Source organism: Coprococcus sp. AF99-45 (assembly GCF_027663865.1).
GTDB lineage: Bacteria > Bacillota > Clostridia > Lachnospirales > Lachnospiraceae > Allocoprococcus > Allocoprococcus comes.
Genome location: NZ_JAQDGZ010000009.1, coordinates 17960 through 32844, shown reverse-complemented (window position 1 = coordinate 32844; position 14885 = coordinate 17960). Strand labels below are relative to the sequence as shown.

12 protein-coding genes and 1 pseudogene are annotated in these 14885 nt (G+C 50.6%); 9 read left to right on the top strand and 4 right to left on the bottom strand.

Annotation, left to right across the window (positions count from 1 at the left end):
* Positions 1–366: 366 nt before the first annotated feature.
* The 3 genes from PGR14_RS08490 to PGR14_RS08480 form a co-directional block, all read right to left on the bottom strand.
* Complete coding sequence (locus PGR14_RS08490) at positions 367–1620, bottom strand: ATP-binding protein (RefSeq protein WP_055261663.1); 1254 nt, start codon at positions 1618–1620, stop codon at positions 367–369.
* A gap of 314 nt (positions 1621–1934) precedes the next feature.
* Entirely contained in the window at positions 1935–2378 is a 444-nt protein-coding gene (locus PGR14_RS08485; protein ID WP_055248683.1) for a GNAT family N-acetyltransferase, read from the bottom strand.
* 25 nt (positions 2379–2403) lie between these two features.
* Positions 2404–2829, bottom strand: coding sequence for a GNAT family N-acetyltransferase (locus PGR14_RS08480; RefSeq protein ID WP_055248682.1), 426 nt, complete (start codon positions 2827–2829; stop codon positions 2404–2406).
* Between the two features lie 380 nt (positions 2830–3209).
* Between PGR14_RS08480 and PGR14_RS08475 the strand changes: the two are divergent.
* Positions 3210–3458: pseudogene (locus PGR14_RS08475) on the top strand (plasmid mobilization protein); the annotation flags it as partial.
* Between the two features lie 501 nt (positions 3459–3959).
* Here the strand turns inward: PGR14_RS08475 and PGR14_RS08470 are convergent.
* Positions 3960–4763 carry a PD-(D/E)XK nuclease family transposase gene (locus tag PGR14_RS08470; RefSeq protein WP_270223255.1) on the bottom strand — a complete coding sequence of 268 codons (804 nt, stop codon included), beginning with the start codon at positions 4761–4763 and terminating at the stop codon, positions 3960–3962.
* A 603-nt stretch (positions 4764–5366) separates the two neighbouring features.
* On the opposite strand from PGR14_RS08470, the gene PGR14_RS08465 reads away from it, so the two are divergent.
* The 8 genes from PGR14_RS08465 to PGR14_RS08430 all read left to right on the top strand — a co-directional run bounded on the left by PGR14_RS08465 (position 5367) and on the right by PGR14_RS08430 (position 14870).
* A complete protein-coding gene (locus tag PGR14_RS08465; RefSeq protein WP_270223253.1) occupies positions 5367–6839 on the top strand; it encodes a hypothetical protein in 1473 nt (490 codons plus the stop codon).
* 11 nt (positions 6840–6850) lie between these two features.
* On the top strand, positions 6851–7387 hold the full coding sequence (locus tag PGR14_RS08460; RefSeq protein ID WP_270223252.1) for a hypothetical protein: 537 nt from the start codon (positions 6851–6853) through the stop codon (positions 7385–7387).
* Positions 7377–9410: a VirD4-like conjugal transfer protein, CD1115 family gene (locus tag PGR14_RS08455; protein WP_270223251.1), complete on the top strand. Its 2034-nt coding sequence runs from the start codon at positions 7377–7379 to the stop codon at positions 9408–9410. The genes PGR14_RS08460 and PGR14_RS08455 overlap by 11 nt, the downstream gene beginning before the upstream one ends.
* Before the next feature lie 64 nt (positions 9411–9474).
* Positions 9475–9669 carry a hypothetical protein gene (locus PGR14_RS08450; RefSeq protein WP_117527907.1) on the top strand — a complete coding sequence of 65 codons (195 nt, stop codon included), beginning with the start codon at positions 9475–9477 and terminating at the stop codon, positions 9667–9669.
* Positions 9670–9698: 29 nt separating this feature from the next.
* Positions 9699–9923, top strand: coding sequence for a hypothetical protein (locus PGR14_RS08445; RefSeq protein ID WP_082421059.1), 225 nt, complete (start codon positions 9699–9701; stop codon positions 9921–9923).
* A gap of 18 nt (positions 9924–9941) precedes the next feature.
* The gene (locus tag PGR14_RS08440; RefSeq protein WP_082430262.1) at positions 9942–10379 is read left to right on the top strand and encodes a PrgI family protein; all 438 of its coding nucleotides are present in this window, start codon (positions 9942–9944) and stop codon (positions 10377–10379) included.
* Entirely contained in the window at positions 10300–13056 is a 2757-nt protein-coding gene (locus PGR14_RS08435; RefSeq protein WP_147344057.1) for a VirB4-like conjugal transfer ATPase, CD1110 family, read from the top strand. Before PGR14_RS08440 ends, PGR14_RS08435 begins: the two co-directional genes overlap by 80 nt.
* 41 nt (positions 13057–13097) lie before the next feature.
* Positions 13098–14870 (top strand): glucosaminidase domain-containing protein, encoded by a 1773-nt coding sequence (locus PGR14_RS08430; RefSeq protein ID WP_270223249.1) that lies wholly within the window; start codon positions 13098–13100, stop codon positions 14868–14870.
* Positions 14871–14885: the final 15 nt, after the last annotated feature.

Here is a 14885-nt window from a genome sequence, read left to right as displayed (position 1 = left end):
ATTTCTTTTTCTTTATCTATGTTCTATCTGCCTTTTACAGTTTCTTCACAAACAGACAGCGAATTGCATTTAATATGGTGATAATCATAACACCTACATCAGAAAAGATTACTGGAACTTTATTTCATTTTTAATTCAACAAACTTTTGTTTATCTCGTTCTTAAGTTCATCTTTATTCTCGTATGTTCTCACTATCGGAATCGTACTCTGTCTGTTCTACATAATCTGCGGAACAGTCTCGTTTGTACGGATAAAAAAATAAACTGAGCCACGGCTGTTCCAACACGAAATCAGCCGTGGCCTTATTTATATCATTTCACTCTTTTTTGAAATAGAACAACACCACAGCAACAACTCAAATCGACTTAAAATTCCAGACTATTCGCATTCAGCAAGAAATACTTCATTCCCATGATGACAAAACCTTCATCATTTCTCCAAGGCTTTTTGCTGCCATTTACAATGACGATCTTCTTGAAAGAGTCCGGGATATTACGCAGAGAATTGAACTCCTGCGTCTGTTTTTCTTCCGAAGTCATGTCATATGCAACCTGGATATAGTATCTCTGGTTTCCTTGATTCACCACAAAGTCAACCTCCAACTGCTTGCGAACACGTTTGCCCTCTTTATCCTTATCGAAGATATCCACGACACCCACATCAACATTGTAGCCACGGATCAGCAACTCGTTATAAACAATGTTCTCCATGATATGAGTAGGCTCCTGCTGTCTGAAATTCAGACGTGCATTTCTCAGTCCCAGATCAGTAAAGTAGTATTTCAGATTTGCACCGATATACTTTCTGCCCTTAATATCGTATCGGCTTGCCTTGGAAATCAAAAAAGCATCTGTCAAATGGTCGATATGCTTGGAGATGGTTTTATTAGCATAAGTCATCTGGCGCTCACTGGCAAAGGTATTGGCAATCTTTGAAGGGTTGGTCGGTGCGCCGATTGCAGATGCAAGCACATCAACCAGAATCCCAATCTCATCCACGTTCTGAATCTTATTTCTTTCAATAACATCCTTCAGATAGACATTTGCAAAGATGTTCTTCAGATAGTCCGCTTTCTGTCGTTCGCTCTGGAAACTTACGATCTGCGGCAATCCTCCGTAGATCATGTAGTCATCCCAGGCATCATCATAATCGCCGTCATAGACAGAATAAAACTCTGCAAAGGAGAGAGGGTAGATTCTAATCTCATCACCTCTGCCACGGAATTCGGTCACAATGTCGCTGGACAGGAACTTGGAATTACTTCCGGTGACATACACATCAATATTGCTCATGCGTAGCAGGCTGTTCAGCACTTCCTCAAATCGTAGCATGAACTGCACTTCATCCAAAAGGAGATAATACTTCCCGTCGTCTTTCATGGCATCCTTGATGTACTTGAAGCATACCTTGGGATCTCTTAATTCCTCATTTTCAATACCATCCAATGCAATTTCAATAATATGATCAACATCAACGCCGTTCTCCAGTAAGTATCTCTTAAAGATGGTAAACAGCAAAAAGGATTTGCCACATCTACGAATGCCGGTAATCACCTTTATCATTCCATTATCTTTTCGCTCGATCAGCTGCTGTAGGTAAGCGTCTCTTTTAATCTCCATCGTTACACTCCCCATTTCCGTGCATCTGCACACTTTTTAGTAATGAAATTCTATCACAGAACGACCTGAATTTCAATATGTATTCCCATTTTATGTGCATCTACACACTTTTATGTAATGTTGATAAATATATTTTCAGATTTTTTTGATTGCAGTGTCTATAATCGACTACTCCAATCGTTATTATAGGTAGACAACAAAAAGAAGATGGTTCCGATGTTTCATTAAATATGTTCGTTAGTCTTTTACGCAAAGGATTCTATCTCCTCTGCGCCCTAATGCTTTTCGGATTCAGTTCAACAACTGGAAGTTAATTATAAAGGTCTTTGCAAATACACCATATCTACTAACTGTACTCCGCTCTCGTAGATTGGGTGATCGTAATTATCTGTAAAGAAATTTGATATAATATGTGAACGGACAAAACCACACTTTTCATAAAATGGTATTGTCAGTGGGCTATCGCCTGTTCCGACTTGCAGAATGGCGTATTGTTCTCTGTAATTATTAACAATAAACTCAATTAAGGCTCTTGCATAACCTTTCCCTTGATATTCTGGAACTGTCGCAATGTTCTTGATTTCGAGTATATCATTTTTTTCATCCGTTATGACACACTCGCACTTGACCCCATTATCATCAAGTACATACATCTTGCCGCTATCAAGATAACGGTCAACCATATCTTCCTGCTCATCTGCTAATAGGAGCAAATCAAGATATTGTTTTTTATTCTCTTTAACTTCGATAATTTTCATCAATCGCACCTTCAAATTCCGATTTCTATTTTTGTTTCCAGAGCATGGTGTACTCTTTTTCACCAGTAACTTCATCCAAACCTTCACATTGAATAATGAAACCTTCTCTTTGGTAAAAAGAAATTGCTCTGGTATTCTTCTGGTATACATTTAATTGTAATCTGACTTTTTTATCCTTAATATAATCCAATAAAAGCTTACCTATGCCACATGACTGCATTTCTTCAGAAACAAAAATACCTTCGATATATTCATCGTTTAGTCCTACAAATCCTTGTATCATTTTATCTGCTTCAAACACATAGACTTCGGATTGTGACATCATTCCTTTTACTAGTTCATAATTACTTTTCCAGTATTGCTTGGAAATAAAATAATGTGCTTTCAGATTTGTCTTTAACCATATGTCGGCAACTCTATCGATATCTCCGTTCAGCAATTTTCTAATCATAACAAATATTCTCCACAACTACATCCTTTATGCTTTTCTCTTTTTTCCATTCTATCACAAGCTCACCATTAATCATCAAGTTTTTGATTTTTTTCATTTCCCCCACTGTAAAACAGCCTCTGAGCGTTTCGTTATATAGAGGGGTACAAATAAGAGCAAGATCCACCCATGTTTAACAGTATTGCCATTTGGCATCTTGTTCTCCTATGGGATTTATCTTGATGGGGATTTCCCAATACCCTCTCAATAACAGACGTTTCACTTGTCTGTTGGTTCCACCTAAAGGTGTTCACAGCACTATTTCTAATATCGGAAGGGACAGCCGATATTAAAATACGTGGACTCCCAGCGGGAGGAATAGTCGCAGCGAAAGGAGGAATATGAGAACAGAAAACAAAGATAAAGAACTAAATCACAGACATTTTATAGGATTACGTCTTACAGATGTCGAACTGGATTTATTAGATCAAGGTGCAGCTTGTTTGTCCATTAGCCGATCAGAATATCTGAGAAAACTCCTGCTTGAAAAACAAATCAATCATCAGATTGAAGTGGTTGCAGACATGAATGACCTCAGAAAACTGGTCAGTGAATATGGAAAGATCGGATCGAATCTCAATCAGATTAGCTGTCAGCTAACAAAAATCGGATTGCGTTAGCTGGAAATTGATCATTTTGAATGGAATTTTGTGTCACGAACGTGATTAGAAAATAACAAAAGCGTTCGTTGTCAGCTAATCCAGCTAACATTTTCGAACGCTTTGAAGCCCGTCGCCAAGAGGATTTGAACCTCCGACCCCTCGCTTAGGAGTTCTCCCTGCAATTCGGTAGCACTTGGTATCCTCTGATACCAGATGACCGCTTGACGCTGTAACTACGGGCATTCTACGAATTAAGCAGATGCTTCCTTCTGTCCTAACCGGTACTCCATATCCACTTGTGGAACGGTATCTGTTAGCAGAATGTTAGCAACTCAAAGTTCGTAAAATCGTCTAGTCATTCCAACGCTCTCGTTGGAGAATTGGATACTCGAATGAATCAACACTAGACACTAAGGAGTCAATATCAAAAGGCTCTGCGAGCTGATAACCCGCAGAGCCATAAAACCGTGAAGCTGTTTATGCGGCTAACTATCTTGCCGCTGTTGTGCTTGCGAGCCAGCTCTTTACGGTTTCAATATTTACTTTTATAACCTCGGCAATATCCTCAACGCTCATTTTCTTTTCAGCGAGGGAGTAAGCCACATTCTTCTTCGTTTCAAGTTCTCTTTCATCGCAAAGCTGCTCCATTTCCTTGCACATATGTTCCACCCCTTTCTCGGTCTCTTTCAGTTCGTGTACGCGGTCGGCCAAGGCTCCTGCCTGCATCTCTTTCGCTTCCTTCACACGGAAATCGTGCATCAGTCTTCCAAGCTCGCTGCCATCGTCCTTGCTGGAATCCACGTAGATGAAGTGCTCCTCGTCCCCGAACTCCTTGCCGTTCTCGCGGATTATCCGGTCGATATGGGCTATCGGGAGTCCGCATCCAAGCGCGTCCTTCAAGGTGACAAATATCACGTAGGTCTCCGGGAGCTTATCGAAGTTCTTTCCCGTATCCAGCACATTTGAGTCCATCATCCCAAGATGGTATCTGGCACGTTTCGGGTGCGCTCCCTCATCATCCTGCTGTATCTCGACGTTGAAGACGCGTCCGCTTCCATCCTTTGCCACGCAGTCCAACACGACGCCCCTGCCGTGCATGTTTCTGAAATCCATCTGCGTCTCATTGTCGATGACGGTCAGTTCTTTGTCTTCCAGAATAATTCTAAGGACATACTCGCAGGCATTCTTATCTTTGAATACGTTCCGTGCGAGAATATCGCTCATCACGGTCAGGTTCTTAATCGTTTCCTTGTATCTCTCCTTATGCAAAAGCATCGTTTCTTCCTGATTCATCGGTGTTAACCACCTCCTGTTCGACTCACAAGAAGGTATCAACCATCTTGCTATATATATATTTTACAAGAAAGCCGGTAAACATTCAAGACTTGTATTTTCCCCGCCGAAAGGACAAAATCCTGCGGCTTGCGCGGAGTGGCCGGGGTCTGGGGCAGCGCCCCATTTCAGCAATCTCCGTGCATATAATGAGCGGTCGCGGTGCCCGGCGGGAAAGCCCCTCGCTTTTCCTGCGTCCGGCGCATCGCGGCAGCGAAGGCGAATGCACGGAAGTCGGAGCCGGTCAACTTTTCCGTTCCAAATGTTTCCGTCAATCCGCCTGCGGATTTATGAAAGATTTGTGGGCGGGATGGTTGAGGGGCGAATCCCTCTACCCAGATGAGAAAAGGGTCAACGTTCGCAAATAGGCGCAAATGGGTTCATTTGATGCCAAATGGTGTCTTTTTCTATCATCGGCATCCGTGCATTTGGCAGTTTCTACCTGCATGTTCGTGTATAGGACAGAGGGATAGAAAAATAGCCTGCGTTATAATCTGTCCCCAAGGAGACGGCATTCTTGCCGCTTCAAAAGACAGAAAATCGGAAAAGAAAGGATGATGCCACATGGCTCAGGATTTCGGCGATGACATGGGAAACGCCCTCCTAAACTTCGTCACAAGGCAGACGGAGAACTATCTGCGGTTCGGGCGTGGCAGGGAACGTGCTTTCGACTGGTGGCAGCGCCATTATAAGAAGGAGGGGGACACTCCCGAAGCCGCAAAAGCAATGGCTGAGAAGCAATCCTCTCGTGAGCAGGTGGTCGTGCCCTTTGGTACTTCCGAGGAAGCCGCCTACTATGCGCAGGTATGCCGCGAGAATGGTACCTATGCCGCCGCCTACACGGACAAACAGGGAAATGGTTTCCTTGCCTTTGCCAAGGAGGATGCTAAGACCGTCGCAGGGTATGCCCCGCAATTTAAGGACGTGATGGCGCGTCTCGATGAGCAGCGTATCACCGACGCGCTGAATCACGCGGAACCCGTGAATAAGAAGACCATGGATTCCCTCACGGAGCTGACAGGCTATCCCGACCTTCCGGCGGAAGACGTAACGGTCATTCCGGTCACCATCCGTTACAAGGACGCGCCAGACAAGACTTACGATGTGCTCTTTAGCGAGCAGGATACCGAAAACCTCAATATCGACGATTCGATTTTCTTCTCCGGCTACTCCCACAAGGAGCTTACCGAGATGGTCGGTCGTGAGACCCATGAGGATTTCGATGTGATTGCTGTCAGTGACCCCTATAAGGTTCATGCGACGCAAGTGAAAACGGATGCCCCGGAAAAGACTTATGACGCGCCGGGAAAGGATGCGCCTATCCGTAGCGATAAGGTTTCCCCGCTTCGTGCCGAGGACACCGCCATCCATACCCAGAACATCCGAAACGCTGCCCAAAAGGCAAGGGAAGACTGCACGGACTTTTCCGACTTCGAGCGCAAGATGAACGCGCAGGGCTTCGGCGTGACCGAAACCAGCAAGGGTGAGGTCATGGCCTACGAGCCTGCAAGTCTGAATAAGGACGGTTCGGTACCGGCGTATGAGCGCGGTCGCGACTGGCCGGTCTCTGCGGAGACGTTAAAGAACCGGTACGACCTCGATGTGACCCACAACTGGTTCGAGCAGAATACCCCGAAGGACGCTGGCACCCTCCCGGATGGAGACCTTGCCATGCAGAATGCGCGTCTGACGCAGGAGCAGATGCGTGACGAACAACAGTTGCTTGAGCCGGTTGCATCCGACGGTTCCATGGATAACGACGGGCGCACGCCCGACCCGAACTCCGGTATTGAGAGCCACGATGGCGCAGATACCGATTCCCGCACCGCCGTCATGGATGTAGAGCAGACCGGAAGCGAGATTCGCCCCTCCGATATTCGCGAGGAGCAGCAATATGATTCCGAGTCCTATTCCCTCACGGGAGAAGCACGGGATATGACCGCTGCCAAGAACCAGATGGATACGGAGACGAAGGCGCAGGAAACCACGCGGGAGCATGGTTCGAGCCTGCCCTTTAACGGCGAAGACGTATTGTAAGGAGATAGACCATGACACTCAAAGACAAATTGCCGGACAGGCTGAAATGCTCTCCGCTTCTTACCATGGAGTCAGACAGCGATATCGAGACCATCGCAGAATCCATCGTGAACCTTTCCGATTCAGATGGGGACTTCTTTAAGAAGACGGAAAAACTTCTTCTGATGGCAGCCCTTGGATATTTAAGGGACTGGTGCGAGCCTGCCCAGCGTACCATCGGGAACCTCATCTCCCTCCTCGATGCCGCCCTGCCAAAGGACAACGAGACCCATACCACCCTCGACAACCTTTTCTATGAAATGAAGTCCGGGTGCAAGCGCGTGAAATCGGAAGATGGCATCACGACCCTCTGGGAGCCTTCCGCCCTTTCCCGTTGCGACGGTCTCACTCCGCGCGATTCCAACGGTATTGATGTGTCCGAGGACTTTTCGCTCACCTGCTATGAAGGATTCCGCCACGCGGCCATGCGGGAGACGCGCACGAGTATTGTGACCACGCTCCTGCTTGTGCTGGAAGAAGTGGAAAAGGAGGATGCATATGGCAAATAGCGCGAACCCGGAAATCAATAAGAAGATTGCCACCTCGGCACTCGGTACCCTCTTCATCGCCACGGTCTTCTTCTATCTCGGTGACCGTTATGCCGAAACCCTCGTCACCTATCCGGGTCAGATTTTCGACCATCTGGGCGATGCCATGCTCACCATGTGGGAGACCATAGGGGATGCGCCCTTTACCCTCGATATGACCAGTAACTCCCTGCTGTTTGGCGGGGCTTGCTTTCTCATTATCTGGATGATTTGGCTTCGCTACGTGGCGTTCATCGGAAACTACCGTTCCGGCGAAGAATCCGGTTCCGCCCGCTGGGGCACTGTGAAGGAAGGAAAGAAGTTTAAGGACTTGCAGACCGAAGACAACAATCTTCTCTTCACCAAGAACTTCGGCCTTGCCCTGCACCGTCCCAAGTTCGACCCGGAATATGACCGCAACCTAAACGTCCTCGTGGTCGGCGGCTCTGGTTCCGGTAAGACCTTTAACTACGTGACCCCGAACATCTGCCAGCTCAACACCAGCTACTTTGTCACCGACCCAAAAGGTACCCTTCTTAAGGATGCCGGATACCTGTTCACGGACAACGGCTATAAGCTCAAGAGCTTCAATACCATCAACCTTGATGAGTCCATGCACTACAACCCGTTAAAGTACGTGAAGACGGATACCGATATCCTCTCCTTCGTGAACTGCTTCATTATGAACACGAACCCCGAGGGTAAATCGAGCGGTGACCCGTTCTGGGAGAACGCGGAGAAGATGCTCTACACGGCGCTCATCGCCTTGTTGCGTGACTGGTTCCCGGCGAAGGACTACAACATGTCCTCACTTCTCACGCTCCTCTCCCTTGCGGAAGCACGAGAGAACGATGAGAACTTCAAGTCCGCTCTTGACCTCATGTTCCTCCAAATCGAGGAGGGCAAGAAGTACAAGCAAAACGACGGCTCTTCTCCTGACGCTGCGGGAAATGCCGGTCTTTCAAGGAGCTTTGGCACCAAACAGGCAGATAACGGCTGGTCTTGGGTGCCCAGTAAGTTCAAGCGCAACTCCGACGGCGTGAAGCCCGCCGACTGCGGGGGACTTTCCGCCGACGAGGACTTCGCCCTGATGAACTACAAGAACTTCAAGGTGGCCGCAGGCAAGACCTTAAAATCCATCCTCATTTCCTGCAACGTGCGCCTTGCGCCCATCGCGACGGACGGCGTGCGCGAGCTTTTGACCTATGACGAGATGGAGATTGACACCCTTGGTGACCCGGATGCGAAGGTGGCGATTTTCGGCATCCTCTCCGATACCGACAAAACCCTCAGCTTCCTGTTCGCCATCCTCATGTGGCAGACCATCGACCAGCTGTGCCGAAAAGCCCTTTCGGATTATGGCGGGAAACTCCCGACCCCGGTGCATTTCATCTTCGATGAGTTCGCCAACATCGGCACTATCCCGCAGATTGAGGAGACCATCGCGGTCACCCGTTCCCGTAACATCGGCATCACCATCATCCTGCAATCCATGAGCCAGCTGGAAAGCAAATACGATAAGAAGGCGCAGACCATCATCGACTGCTGCGACTCGACGCTCTTCCTCGGTGGCAAGTCCAACTCCACCAACAAGGAGATTGCGGAGATGATTGGCAAGCAGACCATCCATCAGATGACTTACAACGAGTCCACGGGGCAGTCCTCAAGCGCCAGTAAGAACTTGCAGATTCAGGGTCGTGACCTTATCGACGCAGCAGAAATCGGAAAGATGAGCCGCTTAAAGGCAATCCTGCTCATCGCCGGTACCAACCCGCTCATGGATGATAAGTACGACCCCCACGCCCATAAGCGATACCGCTATATCGTGGATAAGCGCAACTGGAAGCGTTTGCATAAGAACTCCTTCGATTTCGAGCGGTATCTGAAAAACGGCTGCGAGCCGTACACCCCCGATGAGGATATGGGTGCGGAGTTCACAGCGTGGAAGTGGGCGGCATGGAAAAAATCAAGGAAAGGGCTTCTGGGTAAATTGCTGAACCGGTAGTCACTTATTATTAAGAGAAATGCCACGCGAAAAAGGCAGAAAGGGGACGAATGGAGGAAGGAACTTGGAAACACTCGTCAAACTCGCCGCCCCGGCGATAGGAACCGCTGCGGGCGCATTCACCGTCGTGGGAATCATCTATCTTGGGATGACCCTCGCGGGACTTCTTCGCGGCGGGGGCGGGGAGATACGGAAAGCCGTTGCAATCATCGTCGCGGGACTTACCTGTATCGCCTTTGCCCATCTGTACGGTTACTAGAAAACAAGTAAACAAGAAAGGAATCAACCATGCTGGAAAACGTGAAAAACCTTCTCTCTGATGGTGTGACCGCCCTCGGCGGCATCCTCATCGTCTTCGGCCTTGTGAACCTTGGTCTTACCATCAAGGACGGTATGCAGGGCGGCGGCGGTCAGCTCTCCGGTGCCCTCGCCATGATTATCGGCGGTGCCATCGTCGTGGGTGCTGCCGTGTACTTCAAGACCGGTATCAACTGGGGTTCCCTCGCGGGTTAGAAAGGAGCGATATCTAACATGCTCTCTGTAGCAGTACACAAGGATATCGCCGAGTATCAGCCCAAAATCGTAGGCAAGATGACCATGCGCACCCTGGTATCCATCACGGGTGCGCTTTCTGTCTCGGTACTTGCCGGGCTTTACATCTACTTCGTTTTGGGGCTGAACGTCAGCGATTGTACCTATTTTATCTACGCCGTCTCGTTGCCGTTTTGGTGCGTGGGCTTCGTGAAGCCCTGCGGGATGCCCTTCGAGCAGTTTGCGCCGCTTTGGCTTAAGGCAAACTTCACGAACGACCGCATCTTCTACAAGCCGTCCATGCGTCTTGCGGGACTTCTCTCTGAGTCGGAAAACAGCAAGCAGAAAGGAACTATCTATGGAAAACACTACCGAAAGCAGGGAAACCTTCGCGGCATCGAATCCTACTCCCCAAGGGCAGGACGGGTCATCTCTTAACGCCGCATTTGACGTGGACGCGTTCGTCCATGCATCCGGTGACGGGTTCGGGAACACCGCGCCCCTGCGCTCCGATACCGGCGCTATCGACATGGATGCCATCTCTCAGGTCGCACACGTCACGCAGGGTGCCGGAAAGTTGACCCGAAAGGAGAAGAAGCACGCCAAGCGCGAGATGAAGCGCAGGAAAAAGGAAGCCAAGAAGGCCGAGAAGGAAGCGAAAAAGACCTACAGCTCCATCAAGTCCCAGTTAAAGGACAGGGACAAGGAGCTGTCCGATAAGATGGCCGATGCCAGAAAGAAGCGCGACTCCGCGAAAGACGTGGTGAACTACATCGGCTACAACAAGATGTATCAGGACGGCATCTGTGAGGTGGAGGAGGGAATGTTTTCCTCTTCCATCGCCTTCGATGACACCAGTTACCACTCGGTGCGCGATGAGCAGCAGAAAGCCATGTTCTCCGCCATCACCCGCCTTTACGACCAGTTCGGTGCGGATACGCTCGTGCAGATGAGCGTCATCAACACGCCGCTCCTCAAGGAAGAGGTCGGTCACCGCAAGTTCTTCGACCCGGAGCGTCAGGCAAACGATGCTGCAAGGAACGACGCGCAGGTGTTCAACAACATCCTGAACGATAAGGTGAAGGAGGGGGTCAGCAACATCCGCAGGAACCGCTACCTCACCTATTCCGTGACGGCAGACACCGCAGAAGATGCAGCGCGTCAGCTCTCCCGTATCGAGGTCGAATCCTCCCGCATCCTAAACTCCATCGGCAGCAAGGCACACCTTATGAACGGCACCCAGCGCCTTTCTGTCATCCATTCACTCTTAAACCCCTATAAGCCGTTCCTGTTCGATTACCAGCGCGATATTTCCGCCAAGCGCTTACAGACTACCAAGGACTGCATCGCACCGACGCAGATTGATTTCCGCCCGGACGGCCACTATAACGACTGCGTAAAACTCGATAACGGTGTCTACGCACAGGTACTCGTGATGAAGAAGTTCGGCTCAGAACTTTCCGACCGCGCACTTGCCGACATGGCAGACCTTCCTATCCCCATGGCTATCACGTGGTACGTGCAGCCCATGGATAAATCCAAGGCTATCAATTACGTGCGCACCCGTTCCGCATGGATTGACAAGGAAATCATCGAGGAACAGCGCTCGGCAGTGAACAAAGGCTATGACTTCTCCATCCTCCCGCAGGAGCTGAAATACTCCAAGGAGGAGACGGAGGACGTGCTCGACCACTTGCAGAACAAGAACCAGCGTCTCTATGTCTTCACGGGGCTTGTCTACACTTACGCGGAGAGCAAGGAAGCGCTGGATACGCAGGTACTTCGCATCATCTCCACGGCACGTCAGAACTCCATCGAGCTTGACACCTATGACTATCGCCAGCGTCAGGGACTTAATTCCATCCTCCCGCTCGGCCATAACCACGTGGAAATCTCCCGCATGTTCACCACGGCGCAGGTTTCCATCCTCGTTCCGTTTGCCACGCAGGAGCTTGACGATGCGGGCGGCAACTTCTACGGTCAGAACAAGCACAGCCGCAACCTCGTGGTCTGCAACCGCAAGAAGCTCACCTCGCCGATGGGCTTCGTCTGCGGCAAGACCGGCTCCGGTAAGGGTATGTTCACCAAGACCGAGATGACGGGCACCATCTTTTCCAATCCGACGGACGAGATTTACGTCATCGACCGCGCAGGCGAGTACACCGCTATCGCCGAACGCTACGGCGGTAGCACCTACCACTTCGGCGTGGGTACCGGAACCCATCTGAACCCCTTCGATACGGTATCCGTGGAACACATGACGAGAAACGAGCAGATTGCGTTCAAGGTGGACGCGATGTTAGCTCAGGCGGGCGCTTCCGCTGCCGAAGCCGGGTCGAACTTCTCTGAGGTTGACCAGTCGCTCGTACAGCGCTGCACCGAGCTTGCCTTCCAGAAGGCCGCAGAGCGCGGAGACAATCTTCCGCCGACCTTACAGGACTTCTACGATGCCGCGAACGAGCAGCCGGAGGAGCAGGCACAGGTCATCGCACTCCGTTACGAGCGATTCGTGAAGGGTTCCATGAACTTCTTCAACCATCAGAGCAACGTCGATTTCAACACCCGCATCGTGGATTTCAACCTGAAAGACCTGCCGGATTCCATGCTGGTCTTCGCCCTCATCAATGTCTGCGAAGCCGTCCGCAACCGCATGTACTTCAATGCAAAGCGAAACGTCCGCACATGGCTCTATGTCGAGGAGATGCAGAGTATGTTCGCGTACCCGACGGTACTTAACTACTTCTCCCGCTTCTCGAATGAGGGTCGAAAATTCGGACTTTTGCTGACAGGTATCAGTCAGAACGCCACGGCGATGCTCGCCAACGAAGCGGCGCGAAATATCGTCCTTAACGCGGACTTCCTCATGCTTCTCAAGCAGTCCCCGCTCGACCGTATGAAATGGGCGGAGCTTCTGAACCTGTCCGAGCAGGAGGAGGAATGCATCGACGAGTCCGCAGAGCCGGGTGACGGCCTGCTCATCGCAGGAAACGCCCGCGTGCCGATTCGCGGCAAGTTCCCGTCCGGCAACGTTCTCTATGACCTGTTCTCCACGAACCCCAATGAGACGAAGAAGACGGGGCTTGGGGACAAGAAAGATGCAAAACCTGTTATCTAGCAACCCAGTAAGAAGACCCCGGAAAGGACGGTGAACGTCAGATGAAGGCTTCGGATTTCACGACCGGCGGAAACGACCGTGAGAAAGCCATGAGCAATCTCCTCAAGACCGAAAAGACGGATGCCGTCAATACCGGTCTGGTGGAAAAGGCAGATAAGAGCGCCAAAGCCTTAAAGGGTGACCTCTATTCCGTCGGCAAGAAGGGCACGCACGGCGCGGGAAGTACCGCCCTCGATGCCATCGCAAGGAAACGTAAGAAGACTTCCGCCGCCGATGCCCTTGACGGAAAATCCCGTAGCCAGCTAACCGGAAAAAATGCCCTCACGAAAAAGGTGCAGTCTCGCCACAATCTGAATAAGAGCCTGAAACGTGGTGCAAAGGGTGTAGCCGCAAAAGCTGCCCACAACGCTCTCAAAGACTCCGAGCTGGAAGGCACGGACGATTTGGTCGCAACCACGCACACCGGCGCGAAACTTGCCGGAAAGGCGAGAAAGCACCTTCGTTCCGGTAAGGATGCACTTGAAAAGAAAGACTCTCTCGGTGCCCTCTCGGAAAAGAAATACCGCACCGAGAAACTGGATAAAAAAGCTGCCCAGAAGCGGATGCAGTTCTCCAAATACTTCCATAGGAACGTCTACGAGAATGCTGCGGCGCAAGCGGGAAAGAAAAAGGCGCTCACGATTCTTTCCGGTGGCATCAAGGGAATGCTTTCATCACTTGCCGGTGCCGTCTCCCAATTCTTTCCACTCATCATTGCCTTCATCTTGGCCTTCGGCCTGATTTCTGTTGTCGGTGGAGGTGCCGCCGATGAGGAGCAAAAGAGCGCATCGCTTGACGGGATGCCTGCATGGGTCACCTACGACCTCGTGCTCGCGTGCCTGAACGCCCACGAGCAGTACGGATATCCCGCTTCGGCACTCCTCGGCCAGATGATGATTGAGAACGGCACCTCGGACTCCGGTTCCGACCTCGGGCGGCTGTACCACAACTACGGCGGCGTGAAATATGCCGGTTATGACTACGGCGGACTCATCACGGGTTCCGTTAAAATGCTCACCACCGAATACAGTGCTTCCGGCTCTGCCTACAAGACCTACGCGGATTTCGCCGTCTTCAAAGACGATGATTCGTACATGAAATACCGGTGCGAGCATCTGTATAAACAATCCAACTACACCCGCGTTGCCAATTACCAGAAGGCCATCGACACCAACAACTCCGAACTCTTTTTGCGTGCCCTCGGCGAGGGTGGGTACTACACCGCGTCGCAGGACAGCTATATCGCCCAGTACCGTTCCATCTGCCAAGCCTATCCGCTCGTTGCGCAGCTCGACTCCATGACCGCAGAGGAGTTCAAGAACCAATACTCCGGCACCACCCTCATTCCCGGTGGCGGGCAGGACTATCAGAGCGCCGACCAGTGGCAGAAGGATATCGTGAATGCCTGCTCGCAGACTCCGTGGCCGGGAGCCAACCTTTGCGCCACATGGACAACAAGGGTCTATGCAAGAGCCGGTCATCCCGTTGGCGGCAACGGCAATACGCAGCTCGGCAATCAGGGATACGGTGCCAATTACAGCCAGAAACGCGCCACCACCGACCTCTCCCAGATAAAGGTAGGAATGCTCATCTCCGCCCAATACGGCTCCAATACCCCCGCCGGTAACGCTTACGGGCACGTCGGCATCTATATCGGTGACGGCAAGGTCATGGATAGCATTTACTCCGGTCTGCGCACCATCTCCCTGTCCGATTGGGTTTCCCAAAACGGAAGAGGATGGGTTGTCTGCGGCTATCCATGGGACTGGCGCTAGGAAACCAGAAAGGAT

Excerpts from the sequence above, each read along its gene's own strand:
- PGR14_RS08460 (WP_270223252.1), top strand. The coding sequence starts at position 6,851 with ATGACACTCAAAGACAAATTGCCGGACAGGCTGAAATGCTCTCCGCTT.
- PGR14_RS08465 (WP_270223253.1), top strand. The coding sequence starts at position 5,367 with ATGGCTCAGGATTTCGGCGATGACATGGGAAACGCCCTCCTAAACTTC.
- PGR14_RS08485 (WP_055248683.1), bottom strand. The coding sequence starts at position 2,378 with ATGAAAATTATCGAAGTTAAAGAGAATAAAAAACAATATCTTGATTTG.
- PGR14_RS08455 (WP_270223251.1), top strand. The coding sequence starts at position 7,377 with ATGGCAAATAGCGCGAACCCGGAAATCAATAAGAAGATTGCCACCTCG.
- PGR14_RS08480 (WP_055248682.1), bottom strand. The coding sequence starts at position 2,829 with ATGATTAGAAAATTGCTGAACGGAGATATCGATAGAGTTGCCGACATA.
- PGR14_RS08430 (WP_270223249.1), top strand. The coding sequence starts at position 13,098 with ATGAAGGCTTCGGATTTCACGACCGGCGGAAACGACCGTGAGAAAGCC.
- PGR14_RS08470 (WP_270223255.1), bottom strand. The coding sequence starts at position 4,763 with ATGAATCAGGAAGAAACGATGCTTTTGCATAAGGAGAGATACAAGGAA.
- PGR14_RS08440 (WP_082430262.1), top strand. The coding sequence starts at position 9,942 with ATGCTCTCTGTAGCAGTACACAAGGATATCGCCGAGTATCAGCCCAAA.
- PGR14_RS08445 (WP_082421059.1), top strand. The coding sequence starts at position 9,699 with ATGCTGGAAAACGTGAAAAACCTTCTCTCTGATGGTGTGACCGCCCTC.
- PGR14_RS08490 (WP_055261663.1), bottom strand. The coding sequence starts at position 1,620 with ATGGAGATTAAAAGAGACGCTTACCTACAGCAGCTGATCGAGCGAAAA.
- PGR14_RS08435 (WP_147344057.1), top strand. The coding sequence starts at position 10,300 with ATGGAAAACACTACCGAAAGCAGGGAAACCTTCGCGGCATCGAATCCT.